Origin of the sequence: Pseudoalteromonas sp. CO109Y (genome assembly GCF_004208935.1) — a bacterium.
GTDB classification, from domain to species: domain Bacteria; phylum Pseudomonadota; class Gammaproteobacteria; order Enterobacterales; family Alteromonadaceae; genus Pseudoalteromonas; species Pseudoalteromonas shioyasakiensis.
This window is the reverse complement of sequence record NZ_SGPD01000038.1, coordinates 205,935-229,524: the sequence shown is the minus strand read 5'-3', so window position 1 is coordinate 229,524 and position 23,590 is coordinate 205,935. Positions and strand designations below refer to the sequence as shown.

29 protein-coding genes are annotated in these 23,590 nt (G+C 42.3%); 9 read left to right on the top strand and 20 right to left on the bottom strand.

Annotation, left to right across the window (positions count from 1 at the left end; all coding sequences use genetic code 11):
• Nucleotides 1–14: 14 nt before the first annotated feature.
• From EXT43_RS15740 to EXT43_RS15710, 7 genes are all read right to left on the bottom strand, one after another.
• Complete coding sequence (locus EXT43_RS15740; RefSeq protein WP_054562870.1) at nucleotides 15–377, bottom strand: response regulator; 363 nt, start codon at nucleotides 375–377, stop codon at nucleotides 15–17.
• 9 nt (nucleotides 378–386) lie between these two features.
• Nucleotides 387–659, bottom strand: coding sequence for an STAS domain-containing protein (locus tag EXT43_RS15735; protein WP_054562871.1), 273 nt, complete (start codon nucleotides 657–659; stop codon nucleotides 387–389).
• A 169-nt stretch (nucleotides 660–828) separates the two neighbouring features.
• Entirely contained in the window at nucleotides 829–1,446 is a 618-nt protein-coding gene (locus EXT43_RS15730) for an SCO family protein (protein ID WP_240701516.1), read from the bottom strand.
• On the bottom strand, nucleotides 1,443–2,351 hold the full coding sequence (gene cyoE / locus EXT43_RS15725; RefSeq protein ID WP_054562873.1) for a heme o synthase: 909 nt from the start codon (nucleotides 2,349–2,351) through the stop codon (nucleotides 1,443–1,445). The genes EXT43_RS15730 and cyoE overlap by 4 nt, the downstream gene beginning before the upstream one ends.
• A gap of 9 nt (nucleotides 2,352–2,360) precedes the next feature.
• A complete protein-coding gene (locus EXT43_RS15720) occupies nucleotides 2,361–3,350 on the bottom strand; it encodes a COX15/CtaA family protein (protein ID WP_054562874.1) in 990 nt (329 codons plus the stop codon).
• Between the two features lie 20 nt (nucleotides 3,351–3,370).
• The gene (locus EXT43_RS15715; protein ID WP_054562875.1) at nucleotides 3,371–3,865 is read right to left on the bottom strand and encodes a hypothetical protein; all 495 of its coding nucleotides are present in this window, start codon (nucleotides 3,863–3,865) and stop codon (nucleotides 3,371–3,373) included.
• On the bottom strand, nucleotides 3,846–4,595 hold the full coding sequence (locus EXT43_RS15710) for an SURF1 family protein (RefSeq protein ID WP_130167394.1): 750 nt from the start codon (nucleotides 4,593–4,595) through the stop codon (nucleotides 3,846–3,848). Before EXT43_RS15710 ends, EXT43_RS15715 begins: the two co-directional genes overlap by 20 nt.
• Nucleotides 4,596–4,609: 14 nt before the next feature.
• On the opposite strand from EXT43_RS15710, the gene EXT43_RS20930 reads away from it, so the two are divergent.
• Nucleotides 4,610–4,921 carry a DUF2909 domain-containing protein gene (locus tag EXT43_RS20930; RefSeq protein ID WP_082710866.1) on the top strand — a complete coding sequence of 104 codons (312 nt, stop codon included), beginning with the start codon at nucleotides 4,610–4,612 and terminating at the stop codon, nucleotides 4,919–4,921.
• On the opposite strand, the gene EXT43_RS15700 is transcribed toward EXT43_RS20930, so the two are convergent.
• The 5 genes from EXT43_RS15700 to lexA all read right to left on the bottom strand — a co-directional run bounded on the left by EXT43_RS15700 (nucleotide 4,821) and on the right by lexA (nucleotide 10,053).
• Complete coding sequence (locus EXT43_RS15700) at nucleotides 4,821–5,696, bottom strand: cytochrome c oxidase subunit 3 (protein WP_055020536.1); 876 nt, start codon at nucleotides 5,694–5,696, stop codon at nucleotides 4,821–4,823. The two genes, EXT43_RS20930 and EXT43_RS15700, sit on opposite strands and share 101 nt — an antisense overlap.
• 37 nt (nucleotides 5,697–5,733) lie before the next feature.
• Entirely contained in the window at nucleotides 5,734–6,264 is a 531-nt protein-coding gene (locus EXT43_RS15695) for a cytochrome c oxidase assembly protein (protein WP_130167393.1), read from the bottom strand.
• Nucleotides 6,264–7,856, bottom strand: coding sequence for a cytochrome c oxidase subunit I (ctaD, locus tag EXT43_RS15690; RefSeq protein ID WP_130167392.1), 1,593 nt, complete (start codon nucleotides 7,854–7,856; stop codon nucleotides 6,264–6,266). The genes EXT43_RS15695 and ctaD overlap by 1 nt, the downstream gene beginning before the upstream one ends.
• Nucleotides 7,856–8,998 (bottom strand): cytochrome c oxidase subunit II, encoded by a 1,143-nt coding sequence (gene coxB, locus EXT43_RS15685; RefSeq protein ID WP_054562878.1) that lies wholly within the window; start codon nucleotides 8,996–8,998, stop codon nucleotides 7,856–7,858. Before coxB ends, ctaD begins: the two co-directional genes overlap by 1 nt.
• 437 nt (nucleotides 8,999–9,435) lie before the next feature.
• On the bottom strand, nucleotides 9,436–10,053 hold the full coding sequence (lexA, locus tag EXT43_RS15680; protein ID WP_054554457.1) for a transcriptional repressor LexA: 618 nt from the start codon (nucleotides 10,051–10,053) through the stop codon (nucleotides 9,436–9,438).
• A gap of 161 nt (nucleotides 10,054–10,214) precedes the next feature.
• Between lexA and EXT43_RS15675 the strand changes: the two genes are divergently transcribed.
• Nucleotides 10,215–10,652, top strand: coding sequence for a hotdog fold thioesterase (locus tag EXT43_RS15675; protein WP_054562879.1), 438 nt, complete (start codon nucleotides 10,215–10,217; stop codon nucleotides 10,650–10,652).
• A 7-nt stretch (nucleotides 10,653–10,659) separates the two neighbouring features.
• Here EXT43_RS15675 and EXT43_RS15670 read toward each other — a convergent pair whose 3' ends face one another.
• Nucleotides 10,660–11,040, bottom strand: coding sequence for a hypothetical protein (locus tag EXT43_RS15670; protein WP_054554459.1), 381 nt, complete (start codon nucleotides 11,038–11,040; stop codon nucleotides 10,660–10,662).
• Nucleotides 11,041–11,198: 158 nt separating this feature from the next.
• Between EXT43_RS15670 and EXT43_RS15665 the strand changes: the two genes are divergently transcribed.
• The gene (locus EXT43_RS15665; RefSeq protein WP_130167391.1) at nucleotides 11,199–11,924 is read left to right on the top strand and encodes a hypothetical protein; all 726 of its coding nucleotides are present in this window, start codon (nucleotides 11,199–11,201) and stop codon (nucleotides 11,922–11,924) included.
• On the opposite strand, the gene EXT43_RS15660 is transcribed toward EXT43_RS15665, so the two are convergent.
• Nucleotides 11,899–12,252, bottom strand: a complete 354-nt coding sequence (locus EXT43_RS15660) for a VOC family protein (RefSeq protein ID WP_054562881.1) — start codon at nucleotides 12,250–12,252, stop codon at nucleotides 11,899–11,901. The two genes, EXT43_RS15665 and EXT43_RS15660, sit on opposite strands and share 26 nt — an antisense overlap.
• Nucleotides 12,253–12,368: 116 nt before the next feature.
• On the opposite strand from EXT43_RS15660, the gene EXT43_RS15655 reads away from it, so the two are divergent.
• The 3 genes from EXT43_RS15655 to EXT43_RS15645 all read left to right on the top strand — a co-directional run bounded on the left by EXT43_RS15655 (nucleotide 12,369) and on the right by EXT43_RS15645 (nucleotide 15,111).
• The gene (locus EXT43_RS15655) at nucleotides 12,369–13,022 is read left to right on the top strand and encodes an endonuclease (protein WP_063527405.1); all 654 of its coding nucleotides are present in this window, start codon (nucleotides 12,369–12,371) and stop codon (nucleotides 13,020–13,022) included.
• A 99-nt stretch (nucleotides 13,023–13,121) separates the two neighbouring features.
• Nucleotides 13,122–14,744, top strand: coding sequence for a S41 family peptidase (locus EXT43_RS15650; protein WP_130167390.1), 1,623 nt, complete (start codon nucleotides 13,122–13,124; stop codon nucleotides 14,742–14,744).
• Complete coding sequence (locus EXT43_RS15645; protein WP_062564780.1) at nucleotides 14,737–15,111, top strand: hypothetical protein; 375 nt, start codon at nucleotides 14,737–14,739, stop codon at nucleotides 15,109–15,111. The genes EXT43_RS15650 and EXT43_RS15645 overlap by 8 nt, the downstream gene beginning before the upstream one ends.
• A 32-nt stretch (nucleotides 15,112–15,143) precedes the next feature.
• Here the strand turns inward: EXT43_RS15645 and hmpA are convergent, their stop codons facing one another.
• Nucleotides 15,144–16,307, bottom strand: a complete 1,164-nt coding sequence (hmpA, locus tag EXT43_RS15640) for an NO-inducible flavohemoprotein (protein ID WP_130167389.1) — start codon at nucleotides 16,305–16,307, stop codon at nucleotides 15,144–15,146.
• 20 nt (nucleotides 16,308–16,327) lie between these two features.
• The gene (locus EXT43_RS15635; protein ID WP_130167388.1) at nucleotides 16,328–17,560 is read right to left on the bottom strand and encodes an NnrS family protein; all 1,233 of its coding nucleotides are present in this window, start codon (nucleotides 17,558–17,560) and stop codon (nucleotides 16,328–16,330) included.
• Nucleotides 17,561–17,716: 156 nt separating this feature from the next.
• On the opposite strand from EXT43_RS15635, the gene norR reads away from it, so the two are divergent.
• Nucleotides 17,717–19,279, top strand: a complete 1,563-nt coding sequence (gene norR / locus EXT43_RS15630; RefSeq protein ID WP_063528593.1) for a nitric oxide reductase transcriptional regulator NorR — start codon at nucleotides 17,717–17,719, stop codon at nucleotides 19,277–19,279.
• On the opposite strand, the gene EXT43_RS15625 is transcribed toward norR, so the two are convergent.
• A complete protein-coding gene (locus EXT43_RS15625) occupies nucleotides 19,276–20,169 on the bottom strand; it encodes a LysR family transcriptional regulator (protein ID WP_054562888.1) in 894 nt (297 codons plus the stop codon). The two genes, norR and EXT43_RS15625, sit on opposite strands and share 4 nt — an antisense overlap.
• A 115-nt stretch (nucleotides 20,170–20,284) precedes the next feature.
• Between EXT43_RS15625 and EXT43_RS15620 the strand changes: the two genes are divergently transcribed.
• Nucleotides 20,285–20,854, top strand: coding sequence for an NAD(P)H-dependent oxidoreductase (locus EXT43_RS15620; RefSeq protein ID WP_054562889.1), 570 nt, complete (start codon nucleotides 20,285–20,287; stop codon nucleotides 20,852–20,854).
• A gap of 16 nt (nucleotides 20,855–20,870) precedes the next feature.
• On the opposite strand, the gene EXT43_RS15615 is transcribed toward EXT43_RS15620, so the two are convergent.
• Nucleotides 20,871–21,317, bottom strand: coding sequence for a TerB family tellurite resistance protein (locus tag EXT43_RS15615; RefSeq protein ID WP_058586124.1), 447 nt, complete (start codon nucleotides 21,315–21,317; stop codon nucleotides 20,871–20,873).
• Between the two features lie 127 nt (nucleotides 21,318–21,444).
• Between EXT43_RS15615 and EXT43_RS15610 the strand changes: the two genes are divergently transcribed.
• On the top strand, nucleotides 21,445–21,810 hold the full coding sequence (locus tag EXT43_RS15610) for a hypothetical protein (protein WP_055198597.1): 366 nt from the start codon (nucleotides 21,445–21,447) through the stop codon (nucleotides 21,808–21,810).
• Between the two features lie 2 nt (nucleotides 21,811–21,812).
• On the opposite strand, the gene EXT43_RS15605 is transcribed toward EXT43_RS15610, so the two are convergent.
• Both EXT43_RS15605 and EXT43_RS15600 read right to left on the bottom strand, forming a co-directional pair.
• On the bottom strand, nucleotides 21,813–22,406 hold the full coding sequence (locus EXT43_RS15605; protein WP_063528591.1) for a hypothetical protein: 594 nt from the start codon (nucleotides 22,404–22,406) through the stop codon (nucleotides 21,813–21,815).
• 90 nt (nucleotides 22,407–22,496) lie between these two features.
• Nucleotides 22,497–23,423, bottom strand: a complete 927-nt coding sequence (locus tag EXT43_RS15600) for an SRPBCC family protein (RefSeq protein ID WP_346469943.1) — start codon at nucleotides 23,421–23,423, stop codon at nucleotides 22,497–22,499.
• Between the last annotated feature and the right edge of the window lie 167 nt (nucleotides 23,424–23,590).

Genomic DNA, 23,590 nt, shown 5'->3' with positions numbered 1-23,590 from the left:
CCCCGCTCCTATTATTAGCGAATCACTTTTTTCAATACCGCTAACAATTGCTCAGGATTAAATGGCTTAACAATCCAACCAGTTGCACCAGCAGCTTTACCTTCAGACTTTTTATCAAGACCCGACTCTGTGGTCAGCATCAGTAAAGGTGTGAACTTGTAATTAGGTAAGCTACGTAATTCACGAATAAGGGTAATACCATCCATTACCGGCATATTCACATCAGAAATAACAGCATCAAAGCCTTGTTGTTTTGCGATATTTAAAGCTTCGCTGCCGTCTTTCGCTTCTGTCACATCAAAGCCAGCTTTTTTAAGCGTAAAACCAACCATTTGGCGCATAGATGCAGAATCGTCTACTGCTAAAATTCTTTTCATAAAAACCTCTTAATTGGCATTCTCAAGCACAAGATAATGGCTTAAGCCCAAACTATTAATTGCCTGTTGCAACGGCTTACTCTCGCCAACCCAAATAATTTTGTGTTGCACCGAAAGTAAATGCTTCTGTAATGCACATAAAAGCTGAATTGATGCTGTGTCAGCACGGGTCACTTCACTGATATCCAAACAGATATCATCATTTGCTGACAACTCTTGTAGCAAATCTTGATGGAGTGTTTCGACCTGACTAATAGCTAATTCTGTAGGGAGCTTTAACATTACTTATACCTTCCCTGCTTTAAACAATTCATAACAAAAGCTTAGACTGACTAAATAAAAATGCCATAATTTGAATCAAAAAATAGTAAAATTTTTTAGTAGCTTAGACATTTATATCAAAAAAGGAAGCTTTTCTTTTGCGGAAAATGACTCCCTTAACCAAGAAAGTTTACTTTGCGTAATAATCTGCTATTTTTTTGAACTCTCCAGTCAAAGTTGTGGCGTTTATTAATGGCACGCTGCCTTGTTTAAATTCAGGCTTAAAAATCGCACGTACCGAGCCATCGCCATCAACCATCACTACCGACGCGCTATGATCAACTGCATACTCTTGCTCATCACTATCGTTAATTGCGTAAATTAAGCCAAGCTCTCTGACAAATGGAAAAAGCTGTTTGTGTGGGCCTGATACTGCAAGAAAATCAGGATTAAAGTAATCAATGTAGGCTTTGCGTTTTTCGGTTGTATCACGCTTTGGGTCAACGGCAACAAACCATACCTGCACTTTGTAATCTTGGCTTAACTGCTTTTGTACTGCCGTTAGTTTCGCCAATGTCATTGGACATATATCAGGGCAACTGGTGTAGCCTAAAAAGACCAAATTCCAATGCCCCATAAACTGACTGTTATCAGCGGGCGCACCATGTTGATCGGTTAATAAAAACGGACTAATCAGCTTTGCTTGCTCATAAACCAGTGCTTCGACTTCAGGAGCGCTGTTATTTTTACCACAACCGGTTACAAACAATACCGCACTGAAACATAAAAAAGCGACGATTCGCGTCATAAAACTAACCATTTATCAATGAATAAGGCGATAAAGAGTAGCATTAAATGCACGATTGAAAAACGAAATAAGTCCATTGCTGTATCATCTTTTGGGGCAATTTTTAGTTTTAACGCTTTATAAATGAATATCGCGTTTAAAACGCTTGCTCCTAGTAAGTAAATTAGCCCTGACATGCCAATTAAATAAGGCAACACACATACCAAAGCAAGCAAAATGCTGTAGCCAACAACGCAGGTTTTACAAAATTCGATACCGTGAGTAACAGGCAACATAGGAATCTTTGCCCGCTCATAATCGCTTTTACGTGCAATCGCTAATGCCCAAAAATGTGGTGGGGTCCAAGTAAATATAATCATCACTAACAGCCAAGGAGCCGCAGCCATATGGCCTGTTTCAGACACCCACCCTAGCAACGGCGGCATAGCACCTGCCAAACCACCAATAACAATATTTTGCGGTGTGGCACGCTTTAAAAATGAGGTGTAAATAAAGGCATAGCCGACAAGCGCAAACAAAGTAAGAATGGCGGTGAGCGTATTCGCCCATACCATAAGCATAACAAAACCTAGTATTCCTATAGTTGCAGCAAAGCTCAAAGCATGTTGTTTACTGAGCCGACCTTTTGCCACAGGACGATGACGTGTACGTGCCATTTTGCTGTCGATTTCACTATCAACAACATGATTGATCACGGCAGCAGCAGCCGACAGCAAGCCAATACCTAGCAAACTTGCAAGCTGCACAAATACCCCTCGCCCAACATCGGGAGCCAATGCCAAACCAACCCAAGCAGTTAGTACAAGCATGGCAACTACTTTAAATTTACTGATAGCTAAGTAATCTTTAAGTAACTCTGAGCTTTGAATAAATAATGATTTTTCTGAGCTTAGTAATAATGCCATCACAGCCTCCTAGGTTCTTATTTTTAAGTGGAAGCATAGTCTTACCATGCTAAGCAGTAACAATGCGGCCATTAGGTTGTGCGCAAGCGCTACACTTAATGGGAAGTGCCAGTGCACAACAGCTAGACCTAAACAGATTTGGCACAACAAAGCGATTAATACAGTGACTGTGCAGTGCTTAATTTTTCGAGAGTAACAGCGTGAATATATGCGCCACATGATCAGCGCTAACACCACACAAGTAACCAGCGCCCAAATACGGTGTAGCAGATGAATAGACATACGCGCCTGCTGCGATAAAACGCCATATTCATAGGTGCTGTGCTCAAGCGGTAGCTGAAACACACTCTTCAAAGAAAACGGTTGTCCGTAGCTACACAGCGGTAAGCCATTACAATGCGGAGCGGCGTAATTTGCTGCAAGCCAGCCACCCAACGCAATTTGCAGTATTAGCACCACCAAGCCCACCAGCGCTAACTGATAATATGGCTTTGCGCCGCTATCACTGCTAGCAACAGGGTCGGTCTTTAAACGTAGATACAATAAAAACAGCAACGACAAGATACTAAAACCGCCGAGCAAATGCCCCATAACAACCAAAGGCTGTAGGTTCATAGTGACAGTCCACATGCCCAATACGGCTTGGAATACCACCAGCAATAATAGTGCTAATGGCAGTTTAACCGGCGTATTTGGATATTGGCGTTTTAACCAGGCAAAAACAAACAAGGCTAAAATAAGTAAACCAAGGGCACCGGCAAAATAGCGATGGATCATTTCTTTCCATGCTTTTGCTGCTTCAAACATCATATCAGGGTAGTTTTGTTCAACATGTAACAGAGCAGTTTCATGTTTTGGCACAGTTAAAAATCCATAGCAACCAGGCCAGTCAGGGCAACCAAGTCCAGCATCACTCAGCCGTGTATAGGCACCAAGCCCAACAACTAAGATAGAGAAGAAAACCGTAATTAAGACTAAATATTTATAATTTTTATACATCTTTATCCCCTTAATGAGGTTTAACTTGAACGCGCATAGTTAAGTAGTTTCTTTAAGTCTTTAAGTAAGCCTTTTTGAATCAGTCTGTTTTGTTCTGGCTCAGCCGTGTAGGGGTAATGCAAAACCACTAAGCCCATGTGATCAACCAAGTATAAGTCTCCCGCTTTGAGCGCAGGACTTACTGCTAATTGACGCCAATTTGCCGATACCTGCTGTTGATTTGTCAGTACCGCCACATCCACTTTTTGCTGATTTTTACCTAAAGCGACATATAGGTTATCTAGACTGGCTAATTGGTTTGCACAAACTTCACTGCACTCTTTTGGATAATTAAGCGCAATTGTCCATTGTTTAGGATCGCCTTGTTGCCAATCAGCTAATTTAACTTCTTCGCTTAAAAGCTCACCATGATTACTCGAACCACTCGGTAACCACTCAAGCTTTAATGCTGCATAAGCAAGTGCCAGCGGCACAAAACAGCATAAAACGAATAAACTAAGCGGGTTTATTTTCATAACCTCTCCTTCTCATCGCAAAATAAGCAATAACAACACACGCTAAGCCGATTAATAACCACTGCACGGCATAGGCGTAATGTTTATCTGGCCCCATCACGACACTCTGGTAATGCGGGGTTGCAATACCATCTGCTTCATTGCGATAACCAATAAAGTCTTGTAAGGGCTTTGCTAATTGAGCACTAAAAATTGCTAAGTCGATGCCTTGAATACGCTTAGGCCAGCCTTGCTCTGCACCAATCTCATCGGCAAGTGTGAAGCCTTGTAAGCTGCCTTGTTTCAATTGCACAGTAGCCGTAAAGCTTGTTGATTCTGGCCACACAACGGTTGGCAACTGGCTACGGTTTGTTGGAGCTTTTAGCCAACCAAAGTTAACGATTAAAGGCACGCTTTCACCTGCAATTGTCATCGCTACTAGTAAGTCATAGCCCACTTGCCCCTGATAAATTTGATTATCAAGCAGCCAGTACTGTTGTTTATTTACCTCGCCAGAGACCTTGACTTGCAAGCCCGTTTTATTCAGCTCTCTAGGTAAACTTTGCAGCTCTTGCCAGCTCAAAACTCCTTGCTCTTTAGAAACGGCTAACTGGCTTAGTTGCTGCTGTTTTTGCTCGCCTCGCTGGTATTGCCAAACGCTTAGTCGCAAACAAATAAGCACTGCAAGTATCACAACGCAAATTGCGATAATTGAGCTAAGCTTTTGTTTACGCCATAAAATTAACTGCATTTGGAATACCTAATATGATTAAAATCATTATTGTTTTGTTATTACTTTATATTCTGTTCAACCTATTTAGAGCGCTGTTTGTGATGATGTCAGCAAAAGAGCACTCGAAACCCATGTCGCATTACTTAGGTCGTCGAGTGCTGTTTTCAGGTATTGTGCTGGTGCTCATCATTGCCGCAATGAAATTGGGCTTTATTCACACCAACCCGTCGCCGCTTCACAAAGCTACAGCACGTACACAAACACAAATAAACACAACCACACCACATCAACAAAGTGCCAATACCAAGCAGCCGCTTGAAAGGCAAAATGCTTTTCACTCGTGAAGTGGCCTTTAAAAATTCTGAGCAGCACCACAAATAAAATAATGGTGCCTAGTGTCACGTGCATACCGTGAAATCCAGTTAACAAGAAAAAGGTATTCCCATAAACGCCTGCATCTAAGGTCAAACCTAAATCTTGGTAAGCATGCATATACTCGTAAACTTGTAAGCCAAGGAAAATCACACCTAATAGCACGGTTAAAGATAAAAATACCTTTAGAGCGCCGCGCTTATTGTTTTCTATCGCAACATGAGCAAAGTGAATTGTGACCGATGAGGTAAGCAGAATAAGCGTGTTGATCAGAGGTAGACCTTGCCAGCCCATAGCCTGTGTGGTCTCGCCCGCTGGCGTAGTTAATAGCGGCCATACGGCTTCAAAGGTTGGCCAGAGCACTTCGTTGGTCATAGCGTTATTACCAGCGCCACCGAGCCAAGGCACCGAAATCATACGTGCGTAAAAAAGAGCGCCAAAAAACGCCATAAAGAACATAACCTCAGAGAATATGAACCAGCTCATACCTTGTCTGAATGAGCGGTCCATTTGTGCTGAGTAAAGCCCTTTATGAGACTCTTCAATAACGTTTCTAAACCAACTAAAAACCATATAAACTAATATGGCAATGCCTAGATACAAGACATACTGGCCACTACTGCCCTCACCACTTACTTGCATCACAGTTAAACCAGCACCAACAGCAATTAAAAACATCGCGATGGCACCAACTATTGGCCAAGGACTCTCGGCTGGAACATAGTATTTTTCATAATTTTGATTCATTTTGTTTGCTCCCAATTAGCAATTAGCTTGGCGGCTTTTAATCGTTTTTAGCCACAACATGCCCGCTAATATCAAACACGGTATACGACAACGTCAGTTCCTCAACATCGTCGGGTAACTCTGTATCAACATAAAACAACAAGGTAAATTCCATTTCTTCACCGGCTTTCATTGACTGCTGATCAAAGCAAAAACAGGCTATTTTATGTAAGTACTTTGCCGCTTTACCCGGTGATACTGATGGAATTGCTTGCATGACTTTGTCTTCATTACTGGTGTTCTTTGCTGAAAATTTAACTTCACGCATGGCACCTGGTTGTACCGCCACGCTGTATTGCTCAGACTGCACCTTAAATGGCGCGCCGCTTTGGGCGTGAGTGGTAAAGCTGACATCAACTTGGCGCTGTGTATTTATTGATTCACTCGCGCTCGCTTTTTCTAATGATGGCTTACCATTCAACCCTGTAACGTCGCAAAACACGTCGTAAAGCGGCACCATTGCAAAAGCAAATGCGAACATGAGCAAGCATGTAATCAGCAGTTTTTTTAGCAAAGGTGCATGGTTCATTACTTAATCTCCGGCGGTGTTTCAAAGGTGTGATAAGGCGCTGGAGAATCGACTTCCCACTCTAAACCTTCAGCTCCATCCCATACTTTGGCAGGTGCCTTTTCGCCACCTCGAGCACATTTAAATACCACCAATACAAACAACAGTTGCGATAAGCCAAATGCAAAACCACCAATACTGATAATGGCGTTAAAGTCAGCGAATTGCAGAGCATAATCAGGAATACGACGCGGCATACCAGCAAGGCCAACAAAGTGCATAGGGAAGAACAACACGTTGACACTGATTAGCGATAACCAAAAATGCCATTTCGCCAGCGTTTCGTTGTACATGTTGCCAGTCCATTTCGGTAGCCAATAATAGGCTCCCGCCATAATTGAGAACACAGCCCCCGTCACAAGCACATAATGGAAGTGAGCCACCACAAAATAGGTATCGTGATACTGAAAATCTGCTGGTGTAATCGCAAGCATCAAGCCAGAGAAACCACCTAAGGTGAATAACACAATAAAGGCGATGGCAAACATCATCGGAATTTCGAAGCTAATCGAACCTCGCCACATGGTGGCCACCCAATTAAACACTTTAACGCCCGTTGGCACTGAGATCAGCATGGTGGCGTACATGAAGAACAACTCGCCAGCCACAGGCATCCCAGTGGTAAACATATGATGTGCCCAAACGATAAAACTTAGCAGCGCAATCGATGAAGTTGCATACACCATAGACGCATAGCCAAATAGCTTTTTGCGCGAGAAGGTCGGTACGATAGTCGATATAATGCCAAAGGCCGGCAAAATCATGATGTACACTTCAGGGTGACCGAAGAACCAGAAAATGTGCTGGAACATCACAGGGTCGCCCCCACCGGCTGCATCAAAAAAGCTGGTTGCAAAGTATTTATCGGTCAACACCATAGTGACCGCCCCTGCTAGAACTGGCATAACAGCAATTAACAAGAATGCAGTGATTAACCATGTCCAAACAAATAGCGGCAGCTTCATCCACGTCATACCTGGCGCTCTTAGGTTGACGATAGTCACGATAACGTTAATCGCCCCCATAATTGAGCTGATACCCATGATATGTACGGCAAACACAAAAAGTGCAGTGTTATCGTTGCTGTAAGTTGTTGATAGTGGTGCGTAGAAAGTCCAACCAAACGCAGGACCACCACCAGGCATAAGTAACGAAGCCAATAGGATTAAAAATGCAAATGGCAAAATCCAAAAGCTCCAGTTATTCATACGTGGTAAGGCCATATCAGGTGCGCCTATCATCATAGGTACCATCCAGTTTGCAAGCCCTGTAAATGCGGGCATAACGGCACCAAACACCATGATCAAACCATGTACGGTAGTCATTTGGTTAAAAAAGTGCGGATCAACTAACTGTAATCCAGGCTGAAACAGTTCAGCGCGGATCACCATTGCCATCGCTCCACCAATTAAAAACATGGTGAGTGAAAAAATCAGGTATAAACTACCAATGTCTTTATGGTTGGTAGTGTAAAGCCAACGCTTAAAACCTTTAGCTGGATGATGGTCGTGATGCGCATGCCCTGTTGCTTGCTCGTTAATAACATTACTCATTAGTTCGCCTCCGCTGCTGCATCAATCGCGGCTTGAATTTGACTCGGTTGGATAACATCGCCGGTATCATTACCCCACGCGTTTCGCTTATAAGTAATAACCGCAGCAAGTTGCTTAATTGAAAGCTGTTTATCAAACGCTTGCATTGCTGTGCCAGGCTTACCGTGTAACACGATATCTATGTGATCTTTTACATCACCTAATACAATCGGGCTGCCTTTAAGTGCTGGAAAAACGCCTGGTAGGCCCATACCGGTAGGTTGGTGACATGCAGCACAGCTTGCCATATACACTTGCTCACCTAAGACCATAAGCTCTTCTTTCGGTAATGTTTGATCAAGCAAAGCAGCATCTGCTGCGGCCGCATTGGCTTTTTCTTGCTTGGCATCTGCAAGCCAATTAGCAAATTCATCTTCAGGTAAGGCTTTCACCACAACAGGCATAAAGCCATGATCTTTACCGCATAACTCAGCACATTGACCACGGTATACTCCTGGCTCGTTAATACGAGTCCACGCTTCATTGATAAACCCAGGATTTGCGTCCTTTTTAACCGCAAAATCAGGCACCCACCATGAATGAATTACATCGTCTGAGGTCATTAAAAAGCGAACTTTTTTATTGATAGGAAGTACTAGCGGTTTATCTACTTCAAGCAAATAATGCTCAGTTTTCTCTGCTTGGTTGTCTATTTGGTCTTTAGGTGTAGATAGAATCGAGTAATAAGCAATGTCTTCGCCCATGTACTCGTAATGCCACTTCCATTGTGAGCCAGTCACTTTAATGGTGATATCGGCTTTAGAGGCATCTTCCATGGCAATTAAGGTTTTTGTGGCAGGCACAGCCATGGCGATTAAGATGACAAATGGAATGGCAGTCCAAAGTATTTCAACTTTTGTACTTTCATGAAATTGGGCAGGCTTGGCCCCTTTGGATTTACGGTGGTGTATTAAAGCCCAAAACATCACCGCAAATACGATGATGCCGATTACACAGCAGATAATAAATATCGTCATGTGTAACTCATAAACATTATTACTTATATCGGTCACCCCTTTACGCATATTGTATTGGCTATTTGCCAATGCAAGCTCAGGAAGTGCAAACAATATAAGCCACAAGGCGTAACGCAGTTTACCCATGTGACGGCTCCTTTAGATGCTATTGCAAGACGCAAAGCGAAAAGGCGATACAACAAGGTGCCCATTCGTTTTTCTTATTGTTCAGAGCGACTACGTATCATTTTGACCCACTTATGATACCGACCCCATGACTAACACCTCGCACATTTTTGTGTCTTTTTATTAATTAGGTGTTAATACAGTGTATTAACCAATTAGTTAAAAAATGACCAATAAGCAAGTTTTAATGATAATAAATGTTTATTTTGGTGCAGAAATAACAACTATAATCAGCGCTTTATTTAATGTTTAGGAGTAAGAACGAAATATAAAAAGAGAGGAAAACTGCGCTATATAAGGCTTTAAATGAAGAGTAAGGATTCACAAATCCTAATTAAGTAGTAAAATTTCAGTGGCGCACCAAATTGAGTCAATTTAATGCACCAAATTGGGAACGTTTACATCCAGTCAGCGTTACGAATAACACCTACCGCTAACCCCTCGATGTTGAACGACTCATGCTCAAGGTCAACCTCAATAGGCGAAAACTCTTCGTTCTCAGCGTGTAAAAGTACTTTGCGACCCGCTTTTTCTAGACGCTTAACTGTTACATCTTCATCGACTCGAGCTACAACTACTTGCCCGTTTTCAGCAACTTGTGTTCTATGTACTGCAAGCAAATCGCCATCCATAATACCAATGTCTTTCATACTCATACCATTTACACGCAGTAAGAAATCGGCAGCAGGTTTAAATAATGAAGGATCAACTTGGCAGTGACTTTCAACATGCTCTTGCGCCAAAATAGGTTCACCGGCTGCAACACGGCCAATTAAAGGTAAGCCTAGTTGCTCTGGCTCATCTTCTTCAATTAACTGAATACCGCGACTCGCCCCAGGCTTCATTTTGATCATGCCTTTTTTTGCCAGTGCTTTTAGGTGTTCTTCAGCAGCGTTGGCACTTTTAAAACCCAATGTTTGAGCTATTTCAGCACGCGTAGGTGGCATGCCTGTATCTTTAATAAAGACTTTAATTAGTTCTAAAATTTGCGATTGGCGTTTAGTTAATGGGCGCATACAACTGGTTTTCCATACAGTACATTTAACTGTGAGTATATACAGTTATTTGAAAATCGCAAATTTAAATTAACCCCATCATATTGCTACAAAACTAACATTGAACCACACCGAAAGATGCCATAAGGTATTAGCTTTAATTAGCAGGCTAAGGAAACACAATGAGTATTTGGCACCAACCAATCACGTTAGAGCTTTGCAAAGAGCTGGAACAAGGGATTACCGGTCAAGGCACTTTAATGAAAACTATGGGCATTGAGGTAACTGAAATTGGCGATGATTATTTAATGGCAACCATGCCTGCTATTCCTGAGCATCATAACCCTATGGGCATGGTCCATGGCGGAGCAAACGTTGTATTAGCAGAGACAGTGGCAAGCTATGCAGCCAATTTCGTGGTTGATTTCAATAAGTTTTATGCTGTTGGCCAAGAGATTAATGCCAACCACATGAAAGCGTCACGCAAAGGAACGTTAACAGCAACTGCGAGACCGCTGCATTTAGGTAAGCGAACTTCTGTTTGGGATATTAAAATTACCAATGCCGCAGGAGAGCTTTGCTGCGTATCAAGAATGACCGCAGCTGTTGTAGAGCGATAAATTCTGGCTATTTTTCAACAGGATAAATAGTAATTTCAATCCCTGCGCCAATTGCAGAGATACGTAACAAGGTATCGGCATGCAGGGGTTGGTTAAAGCATTTAGGCGAATTACCTGATTCAAAGCCTATATCAAATGTACGCTTTGAGCACGATAACCACTGTTTTAATGCATTGCGCGAGCAAGACTCAATAAGCTCGCAAAGCTGGTTAATTGCTTTATCTGGAGAGCTGATATCTGCGGTTGCTTCAATACGTGCTAGTTGGCGGTATTCATCTTGGTCATAATGTAAAACCATGGCGTTTTTCTTCAAATCAGCAACAAGCGCACTTATATCGTGCTTTGACTCAAGCTCCAGATCTACATTTAAAAATTGAATTTCCGACATACTCTCGTTTTTACCCTCTATTGATATCGACTGAAACTTTAACTCAGTTTTGTATATATACCAAATCTAGAATACAGTTAATGCGACATTATGCCGCATTGGCAATCTAGCTAAACAACCTAAAATAGCGCCCACATAACAATAATAACGGGGTAATAATGAAAAAACGCCTGTTTAAGTATGCTCGTAAAGGGCATAAATGGCTTGGCTACTTACTTGCTTTGCAGATCTTTTTTTGGCTCTTAGGTGGGCTGGTAATGAGCTCATTACCACTTGAAAAAGTGCATGGTAAGCATCTGGCTAATCGCAGTTTAAGTAGCCCATTTTTATTGTCGGACTACCCTGCTTCAATTGATAAAATAACAGCGCAATTCGAGCAAATCGAGGGTATTAAATATAGCCATTTTTTAAATACCCCGATTATAGAAGTTACATCCTTTAGCGGTACGTTTATTTTTGATGGCAGAACAGGTGCTAAAATGCCTGCACCGAGTAAAGCGCAAATCATTGAAAATGCGCAAGCTCACCTGCTTATTGACGCAAAAATAACGCAAGCGCAGTTATTAACAAAAGGGCCTAGAGAAGTCGGTCACAAAGCCAATGTTTGGCAAATTAGCTTCGATGATTGGTTAACAACAACCTTATATTTAGATAGCCAAACCGGTAAAGTTATAACTGTGCGCAGCACCCTGTGGCGCATTTTCGACTTTTTCTGGATGCTACACATTATGGATTATGATGAGCGTGAGAACTTTAACAATCCACTACTCATCAGCTTCTCAGCCACCAGCGTACTATTTTGTATTACAGGAGTTCTCTTGTTACTACAAAACGTTCGAATTAAACGTAAAAAACCAGCTACACGTGTTGGTCAATCAAAATAGGATTGCCATCTGGGTCGGTGATAATAAAACTCGCGTCACCGGCCTTTTGTATTTCTAATCCTTGTTGCTGAAATTGTGCAGCTAATTGCTCAAAGGTTGCAAATTCATCCAAAGCTTCGGCATTTTGATCCCATCCAGGATTAAAGGTCAGCATGGTTTTATCAAACATACCTTGAAACAAACCAATCAAATGTTCACCGTTTTTCATAATTAGCCAATGCTGTTCTATCTCCCCAGCAAACTCTTTGAAACCTAGCTTTTCATAAAACTGCTTTGAAGCACGAATATCTTTTACATTTAGACTTACAGAAAAAGCACCTAATAACATGGTTGTAATTCCTTTAATAAAAACGGCCTAACAACTATAGCTGAGTTGAAAAACTTTTCCTTTTTAGAATAGTCGCTCTAGAATAGCTGTTCCTGTAGTTCACTGATGTGATGGATATGCGTTTATTTTTATACTTAGCCCTTTGTTTTATTTTCACTTTTCCTATATCCGCTAAAGAATTTTCGAGCTTTTACAGTGCCAAAAAGCATTTAATTAAGAATCTACCAAGCAATAGTAAAAGCTTATATTGTGGTTGCGATATCAAGCGCCAAGGTAAAAAACTTGTGCCAGACCCTGATGCGTGTGGTTATATTCCTAGAAACTCTGTCACCCGTTCAGGAAAAGAGAATGCTCGCGCAAAAAGAATAGAGTGGGAGCACATTGTGCCTGCCTGGGAGTTTGGTCATCAATTACAATGCTGGCAGGATGGCGGTCGTAAAAACTGCGTAAAGGTCAGTGAAAAATTTCGTCAAATGGAGGCCGACATAAATAACCTTGCCCCCGCTATAGGCGAGATCAATGCTGACCGTTCAAACTTTCGCTACGGTATGGTGTCAACATCAAGCGCAAGTTACGGAGCATGTCCCGTAAAAATCGATTTTAAGCAACGCGTATTTGAGCCACCCATTTATGCAAGAAAGCAAATAGCCGATACCTATTTTTATATGCAAAAAACCTATGGCTTAAAAATATCTGATAAACAACGTAAATTATTTGAATCGTGGCAAAAGCTTGAAATAGCTGAAATTAGCAATCGAAAGTCTTTATAACTAGCAGCACATTCGTTTACATTTTAGACACTATAATTTATTGCTTTCAGATTAAGTAATTGTTAGTTTTTAAACAATTTATATAAGAAAGGAAGCACCATGTTTAAAAATAACAAACTCGCTTTAGCTGTCTTCTTAGCGGCTTCAGGCATGTCTTTATCTGGCTGCGGCGGTGGTGGCTCATCGAGCAATACCGATACCACGAATCCACCACCAACAACTTCTGAACCCACTTGGACGGCTGGTGTCTTTGATCCATCAAGCGAATTTAAAGATCAATGCGCTGTACCGCGAACTGGCAATGATCCATATAACGATAATCAACCTTACCCAGATACAGCAGGCTCTGAGTTTACCGAGAAGATGTGGCTACGTTCATGGAGTGACGAAACCTATCTTTGGTACGATGAAATAGAAGACAATGACCCAGATAACTTCAGCTCTGTCGCCGCTTATTTTGATCAATTAAAAACCTTCGAAAAAACAGACTCTGGTGCTTATAAAGATCAATTCCATTTCAGCAGGCCGACAGATGAGTATTTTCAAGAGTCGCAATCAGGTGTGGTTTCTGGCTATGGTATCAATTGGGCATTTATCAGTAATGTTCCGCCACGAGAGTTACGTGTTGCCTATTTAGAGAGTGGCTCACCAGCTGCAAATGCAGGCTTACAACGCGGTGATACTATTTTAATGGTCGACGACGTCAGCATTGACACTAATACCCAACAAGGCGTAGATATTCTAAATGAAGCGCTATTTGGACCGACAGCTGGCGACTCGCACAATTTTGTTGTACGCAGTAATGATGGCACCGAAAAATCGTTTACTCTAGTCGCAGGTAATATAACCCAAACACCTGTACAAAATGTCGATACTATTACCACAGGAGATGGCACTAAAGTTGGCTACATGCAGTTTAACAGCCATATAAGTATTGCTCAGCCTGAGCTGATAAGTGCTGTGAATAAGTTCAAAACCGACAATATCGACGAGCTTGTGATCGACCTTAGATACAATGGCGGTGGTTTATTAGCGCTTTCTTCGCAACTTGCCTATATGATTGCAGGTCCAGCCAATACGAGTGACTATTTTTACTATCAAGTCATTGAAAATGACAAGCAGCCCGAGAGCGACCCATACCCGTTTATTGATATTGAAGTCGATTATTCTACTTTCGAGGGAACAGGTAACACACTACCTGACTTAAATTTATCGAAAGTCTATGTACTCAGCACTGATAATACATGTTCAGCATCAGAAGCACTTATCAATGGCTTAAAAGGCATAGATACTGAAGTTGTTTTAATAGGTGGTAAAACCTGCGGTAAACCATATGGTTTTACCCCAACACATAACTGTGCAACCACTTACTATACCATTCAGCTAACGGGTGTGAATTACAAAGGCTTTGGCGAATACTCTGACGGCTTAGTACCAACTCCTTCACCGCAATTCGATGCAGATGTAAAAGGCTGTGAACTCGATGACGACTTTAACCACCAGTTAGGTGATAGTGATGAAACACTTCTGAGTGCAGCGCTTTATCATATTGAGAATGATAGTTGCCCAGTGGTAACGCAAAGTGTCACAGCTAAGCAAGCGACAACCTCATCTTATGCTGCTGATGAAGCTGGTATTGCGCTAAAAGCTAATACTACACTTTACAAAAATAATATGGATTTAACCCGTCCGCTACCAGCTAAGGAAGGTGATAATGAATAAAGCACTGTTCTTAACCTGCACCTTACTGGCAAGCATAGCAGGCTGTAAAAGTACTCAAGCAGAGCAACCGCAAGATGCTACGCTTGTTCGGGTAAACCCGGGAGTGATTACTGATATACAGCAGGCTATTCAGTCTGCTAAGGGCGGTGCACTGGTCACCTTAGCCGATGATGTGTTTACTAAAAGCGCAGAGTTACTGATTGACCACGGCACCAACAAAGGGCCTGATGGCCTGCCAATTATGGGTGCCCATTCAATTCCTTCTGAGAAGTTTGTGTTGCAAAAAGCAGGTGAGCAATGCCTGCTTTACTACCCCAAAAAAGAGCTCCGTATTCCACTTCCTAATGTAGAGTGCGAAGTTAACTAACAAAAGGCGCAGCTTAGGCTGCGCCTTTTACATCATAGGCTTTGGTGAGGGCCAAACACCTCATAATGAATGCGTTCACTTGCAACCCCAATACCTAGTAGTTGCTCTTTTATCATTGCCATAAAGGCGATTGGACCACACAGGTAAAAGTTACCTTTGCTTATTGGTAAGCTTTCTGCGATGTGGTTTACATCCATTAAGCCCGCAAAATCGCCCCCCTTGCTATCTTTAAACCAGGTAACACAATGTAATGAAGCGTGCGCTTGCTGTTGCTTAAATAAGTACTCTTTATAGGCAAACTGCGTCTCACTGTCGCAAGCATGCAGGTAATGAATTGGCTGATTAGGTTGATTACTTAATAGTGTTTCGAGCATCGCCATCATCGGGGTTTGACCAACTCCCGCTGAAATCAATACAACAGGCGAGTCAATTTCGCGAAGCACAAAGTCGCCTGCGGGTGGGTAAATTTCTACCTCATCCCCCTCAGTTAAGCTATGTAGGTAGTTAGATACCAAGCCTTCTTTTTTCACGCTAATACGGTAATTACAACTATTACTTTGCTGCGATAAAGAGTATTGCCTAACTTGCGTTAAATCACTGTTTGCAGGCGTTACTTTAATCCCTAAATATTGGCCTGGTAAATACGCCACAACAGGCTTTGCATCGGCAGGCGTTAATGTGAAACTACAAATTTGCGATGACTCCATACGTTTTTCTGTAATAGTGAAAGTACGGGTACCAAACCATCCTCCCGGCGCCTTTTTGGTTTTTTGATATAGCGACATCTCCTCATTAATACATACATCAGCTAATAACGAATAGGCTTCACGCCACGCATACTCAACCTCAGGGGTAAATTGTTCTGGCAATAACTCTTTTAAAGTCGCAATCAAATGTCCACCAACAATAGGATAATGCTCTGGCAAAATATGGTAACTGGTGTGTTTATGATTAATGCGCGCAAGCGCATCTTTTAACACTGCCAAGTTATCAATATTTGCCGCGTAGGCAGCTAAGGCATTAAACAGCGCAAATTGCTGAGAGCCCGATTGCTGATGTGTCATATTAAAAATATTTTTAAGCTCAGGGTTGTAGCTAAACATACGATCATAAAAATACTCAGTCACTTGAGGGCCTGCTTGTGCAAGCAACGGCAAAGTACTTTTAACAATCTGGATCGTTTTTTCAGATAACATAGTTTTTCCTATTGGAGAGATTAACCGCGGCGACCATCAACACGACGATTCACTAAGATGGGCGCACAATGAAATAAAAATAAGCTAAAGCCAGCAACCCACAGCAACGCACTTAACTGCCATGCAAGGTAATGACCTAAATAAACGGGAAGTAACGAACGTACAATGGCAGCTATCACAATGAGTACAAATGCCAAACTAATGTACGCAGGGGCTTGTAATGCGCGCCCAGTGTGACCATGAGAGACACGTACCATCATGGCGATGATCATCACACCTATGGTGCCAACAGTGATCAGATGAAGCGCATCTTTGAATAAGATAATAGGGCTGAAATAGCTCAGCGCGACGAGTATTAAACCAACCGATAAAGCCCAATAAGCCACATGTAATGACCATAGCAAAGGCACTTTTAGAATGCCTTTATGCCACCACAAAACACACCGGGCTGAATGTAAACAAGCAAGCCAAGCAAAAACCCAACCGGTGCTCATTGCGCTAAAAAATAGCTGACTCATAAAAAACCACGCAATGGCGAAAAGTGAGCTAAATACGACTAATTTATCGAGCTTGGGGGTTCCAACTTGTTCACTTAGGTTAAGGCCGCGCGCGGTAAAAAATGGCACAACTCGCCCAGCCACAACACCAACTAGCAGTGTCATGATAAGTACAGCGGTATCAACAACCCCCAGTGCCAGCGACATTTTATTAAGTACAACTAAGCTCAAAAAAATCACATTGAGCGCACAGAGCAAAGATGCGATGACAACAAATAAGTAGTTATGGCTGCTTTTTGCCTGTATCAGCATGTCAGCTAGAATAATAATTCCAGCTAGCCACCAAACGAGTTGTAGCGCACTAACAAGATAAAGGTTTAGCTGCTCGAACCCTGCAATCTCAATAAAAAAACTAAGCCTTGCAGCAAGCCAAATCATGCTAAGCAAACAAAGCTTAATACCACTTACACTCGCCACACCTGTCCATGTTTGTGCGGCGGTTAGCAAAAAGCCCATGGCAACCACGCTTGCAAAGCCAAACAGCATTTCGTGAGCATGCCAAAGCGTTGCGGGCATTGTTAGGTGCCACTGTGCATAGCCCGCCAAGATTAAAAACCAGTAACTCATAGCAAATACAGCTAAGGCACCTGCCGCCAAGAAAAAAGGCCGAAATGCTAATGCCCATAACGGCCACTGGCTGAGTTGATAAAATTTGATCTTAGTTGGCATAGGTTCAGTTAAATTAATGACTTTCATTCGTGCTCTCAGCGTTTAATTTCCCCAGCTATTGCACAGTTCAAGCCAAAAATAAAAACCATTAAATATCAATGCATTAAATTTAGACACTTGATAAACAAGTCAAAATGACACACAATTAAAAACATCAATAAAACACATTCAGGTCAAATTGACATGACGCTCAAAAAATCTCTTCTTGATGTTGCACTTGCACTTACCAAAGCAAGCAGTGTTGATCATAATTTCAGTTATCTGTTGAGCTGCATTAATGATTGGCTTGAATGTGATGCAGTTGCCTTATTATTGAAACAAGGCGATGTGTTAAAGCCCGTAGCCCTTCATGGGTTGTCGGACGATACGTTAGGAAGACGCTTTAAAATAGCGGAGCATCCGCGCTTATTTGAAATATGCCGTGGCAGTGAACCGCTAAAATTTGCCAAAGATTGTGGCCTACCCGACCCCTACGATGGTTTATTACAAAGCCAGCATGGCGACTTTCCTGTTCATGCCTGCATGGGCGTGCCGCTGCTGAGTAGCAAAGATAACAACGAACTATTGGGTGTTTTGACCTTTGATAGTTTAGATGAACATGCCTTTGACGCTTTAGCAATGAACGAGCTCAATCAACTAAAACAGCTAGCTGCAGGCTATGTTGAGCATGCCCTAACCTTGCAGCATTTTATGCAGCACGCACAGCACAACCATCAAGTTGCGCAGCAGCTTAACCTTGAGGCACTAACACGAGAAGGTGTCGAAATTATTGGTAATAGCCAAGCAATGCAGACCCTTAAAAATGATATTCAGCTGGTGGCTGCCTCAGAATTTAGCGTATTGATACAAGGCGACACAGGCGTCGGGAAAGAACTCGTTGCGCGCAATATCCATTTAAACTCAAAACGCCGCGACATGCCGTTGATCCACTTAAACTGCGCATCGTTACCAGAGAACTTAGCAGAAAGTGAATTTTTTGGTCACAGTAAAGGCGCATTTACTGGGGCACATATTGCGCGCCAGGGTAAGTTTCAACTCGCCGATGGTGGTACGCTATTTTTAGATGAAATCGGCGAGCTTCCGCTTGCTATGCAAAGTAAGCTATTGCGCGTATTACAAAGTGGTGAAGTACAAACGGTGGGGGAAGATCAGAGCCGTTATGTTGATGTCAGAGTGATTGCAGCTACCAACCGCGATTTAAAACAAGAAGTCGCTGCGGGGCGCTTTCGTGCAGACCTTTATCATCGCTTAAGCGTTTACCCATTGCATGTTGCACCGTTAAAAGAGCGCGATAGCGATGTTATTTTATTGGCAGGCTTTTTTATTGAGCAAACATCTAAAAAATTGGCAATTAAGCAACTTAAGCTTAGTAGCGATACACAGTTACTACTGCGTCAATATGATTGGCCAGGCAATGTGAGAGAGCTTGAACATGTGATCAGCCGCGCAGCACTCAAAGCCAAGCAGCAGCAATGGCAACAAAGCATTGTCACAATCGAGCCTGAGCATTGTGATATCGCTAACACGACCGTTGCTGCACCAAGCCCTGTTGTAGTTAACGAACAAAAAGCCACTCGCTTATCGCTGAAAGAGGCAACCGACGCTTTTAGTTATCAATTGATTATGCAACAACTTGAACTACATAACCTAAATTGGGCTGCCACAGCACGTAGCTTAAGTGTTGATAGAGCCAACCTTGTGCGCCTAGCCAAACGGCTAGGCATTAGCGTTAAAAAGTCTGTTTAAGCTTTTAAATCTTTAAAATAGGCTTTTAAAAGCTGACTAAATGCTTGGACTTTGGCTGTGCGATGCACCAAGTGATGCGTTACCAGCCAAAGATCCGTTGGCCAGTTTAGCTCTTTAGGAAGCACTGGCAGCAGATCAGGGTATTGGCTTGCCACTTCATGCTGTAAACCACCAATTCCTAAGCCTCTCACAATCGCCCTTGTAGCTTCTGATGTTTCAGATACCCGTAACTTAATTTGCGAAGGTTCAATATGTTGATCAACCCATGCAAAATAAGGCACTTTACCGTTATAGCCAGCCACCCCAGAAACAAAACTATGCTGTTGCAACTGCTCAATATTCTTTGGCATGCCATACTTTTCAATATAACTTTTAGAGGCATAAAACCCTGACGAAAGTTCAGCTAAATGCTGGGCAATATAGTCGCCTTCATCAGGCCGAGGACCCGCTCGCACAGCAATGTGCGCCTGACCGTGATCAAGGCGTAAACGGTTTTGATCAAGAATAACTTCGAGTTGCACTTGCGGGTGCAGACTTTGAAACTGCTCACAGACATCACTAAGCACATCAATAAAACCACTGACCGTGGTTAATAATAAACTGCCTCGCAGTTGGCTATCAGCGGCAATAATATCGTTGTGAAGTTTTTCAAGTTCAGCGTTAATCGATTTTGCAGTCGCAAACAACTTAGCGCCTATTTCTGTCACTGTATAGCCACGGGCATGGCGGTGGAATAACCGCGCATCAAGGTTATCTTCTAAATTATTGATTCTTCTAAGCACTGTGCTGTGGTGAACACCTAACGATTCGGCAGCAGCGGTTAACGTGCCGAGCCTTGCCACCTCATAAGCGACTTTTACATCTTGCCAATCATCAAATTGAATCGCCATAACGGCTCCTTGTGTGCATATACGCACATAAGTTTTGCGTTTATTTGGCTTTTCTGCAAGCTGTTTTTTGCTACAGTGAGTATATCAACAGTGAAGCTTAAAAAAGGAAGCCATCATGACAGCACCAAAAATTATTGCCCTAGCAGGCAGCCTACGTAAAGACAGCTTTAATCAAAAACTGATTAATGAAGCTGCACGCTTCGCCCTCGAAAGTGGTGCTGAAGTAGAAGTGATTAAATTAAGTGATTTAGACTTACCATTATTTGATGAAGATATTGAAGCGCAAGGTACACCTGCTGGCGCACAATTATTAAAAGATAAGCTTCGCGCTGCTGATGGCATTTTATTAGCAAGCCCAGAATATAATGGCTCAATTACAGCGCCACTTAAAAACGCAATCGATTGGGCTTCTCGTACAGAGCAAGGCGCAGTGCCTGCATTTCGTAATAAAGTGACTGCACTTTATGCATCTTCACCGGGTGGTTTAGGTGGCTTACGTGGTTTAAATCACGTGCGTGATATTTTATCAGGTATTGGTAGTTTAGTACTTGCAGATCAACTCGCAGTACCTGCTATCCACACTAAATTAGATGAGCAAGGCCGCATCAGCGATGCTGATACAGCCGAGCAAGTTGCCAGCCTTGCCCAGCAACTTGTGAGCGTAGCGAGCAAATTAAATAAGTAAGCCTGATTTAATAGCCCTAGCTTAGTTTTGTCGCTGCTAGCTTAGCAGCGATAAAGTCTTCATGAGTTACATACAGCAAGCTTGCGACGCGGCGAATAACCATTTCTTCATGCTTATCTAAATTGCCATCTGCGTAGGCTAAACGCCACAACAGCTCGATGATTTCAATACGCTGCTCGGCACTGCACTGGGCATTAACTTGTTTTGAAAACTGAAAGTAATCTATTGCATCATCTAAGCTTTGCGATGCACTTGCAACTAACTCTTGAACCTCTTCTTCGTTGAGCGAGAAATACTTCTTTAAGGTCTCATTCAGGGTCTGTTGCTCATCATCTTGTAACTCATTATCTGCACGCATAACCTCAATTAATAACGCAGCAACGGCGGTTTTTAGGTCATGCTCAGCAATGCTAGATTGGGTATCATTCAGCGCTGAAAACAGCTGTTTTATTTTATTGAGCATCACATTTTCCCTTTTTGGGTGTTAGACTACATGTAAGACGTAACGTTACCTTAGTTTGACTATGGATGCTAACTCAGGTTCAACATCTCGATGAAACAAGGTATTAATCACATGGAGTTAAGTGTTTATGAGTGAAGTGAGAAGTACACAAGCACTATTAATCAGCGCCGTTTTAATGTTAGCGGGGTGCAGTAATGCGCAGGCAGCAAAAGGCGAAACCGAAAAGCTCTATGACTTCGACGAAAAAGTCCACTACTACCAAACTAAGTTGGCCGACGGCCGCTACCACCTCGAAATTCAGTCTGACGACTACAAGCACTTTCGCAATCAAAGCGTATTCTTACTTCGCCATGCAAGTCGCTTATGTAGAGACAAACCTTTTATGCTAAGAGTGACTGATGGGGTGCAGGAGTATGAACGTTTTCCAACTAAACCACGCGCCTATCAGCCACCTTTAACGGTTGTTTTACAGTGTGAAGACGAAGCTAAATAGCACTAGTCTTCATATCCCCACGGCGCGTTTGGCGGCGTGATAGGTTTAGTTAAGTCAAAATCAACACGAAATTCACGCCCTTCACGCACTAAGCGATACGTAAATTGCTTAGGATAAATATACATTTGCCACGTGTTACCCATTGATTGGGGAATACCTTGGCTCACAAACAACTCTTTTGAATACTGATCAGCCGGGAACGACTGCGCGTTAGCAAAACCCGCATCAAGGGTATGGCCACCATACATGGTTGATTTATCATCGCTGCCATCTTTATGACGATGGTCATGCTTTAAACTAAGTCCACTGCCCGTTTTTGTGATGATCCAAGTACGAGATGCATCATCACCTACATGAAATGGCACTTGTAACTCACGCTCGTTACAACGACGTACATGCATTACTAACTTTTTGCCCGCAAATGAGCTCGGGCCAGCAGCGTTATCAACGCTCACTTTACCTTCGTAAGCTTTACCGCAATGGGCAGCAATATTATCAAAAAAGCCATCATGGCTTGGAATTGACACTAATGGTGCCGGTCGTGCAGCCGCTAATGATGATGCTGCCACGAGCATCGATGCTACTAAGTATTTCATGGTGTGTTCCCTAAATAAAATTTCAGTCTAGGCTAATAGTTTAATGGCCATAAAGAAAACAATTACGATAAGCTGCTAGACAGCGAGTGGTTATCCTGTTTTTACAACTAATTTGTTGTCATTTTCAGCGCGATCTTTCATTAGCTTGAGAAGTGCTCGGTGAAAATCCTGAAAGATCACTTCCCCCCATACTCGCGAATAAATGCCAAAGTTAGTGTTATCAAGTACCGTCGTTTTAAGGCTTAACAGCGTTTGATTATTACCACTTGCAACTAACTCATAACCACCATGCAGTGGCGAAAAATATTCCCCACCTAATTTCACATGCTGATCAAGTGCATGATCAGAAATTAACTCTGGGTCAATCTCAAAGTTATAAAGCATTTTCTCATTCGGCAGCCACTCGGTTATCACTTCTTTAAATACAACATTTTTCTGCCACTGGCTGGTTCTAATTGCACCTACCCCACCACCACTCATATCAGCTCGAATTGGCCTAGGAATACCAATTAATTGCGAAAATGAACTTGGATATTCGCCCTCATGAATTTGGCTAACATTAGCTAATTGTTGCCACACAACATCAACAGGCACATTGATAACAATTGTATTTTTAACTTCGTAAGTTTTCGATAAGTGTAAAAAGTTGAGCTCTAAAGGAGAAAGGATCAACGGCAACAAAGCTACCGACATCACCGCTTTGTTGCTTTTCTTTGCCCAAAGGCGGTGGCATAGCCCTGCTAACATACCGCCAATACTAGCAAAAAACATAAATGCAGGGAGAGCCATTGCAACGCAGATACTTCCCTCTAAAAGAGTTACTACGCTGACAAATAAGAACACAAAAATAGGTTGCCAAGCGACTACCGCCATTCTTCCATATGTCATCGGCGATAGTTGATTATACTCAAAATGTACCCGTATAAACCCAATAGCAACAGGCACTAAAAACATAAACGAAATAGTAACAAGGCTACCGAAATTAAAGGTTCCGCTAACTTCAAGAAAGATGCGCATGCTGATGCCATAAAGCACACCCATCAAGATGCCGATAGATTTAGGAGAAAGAGGCCACATAGTTATTTGTTGTTTTCGTTATTTTACCAACCAAATTAGCAACTTTCTTTTTTAGAAACAAATAAAAACGCGGCCTTGGCCGCGTTTAGGTTCACATGGAAAAAACA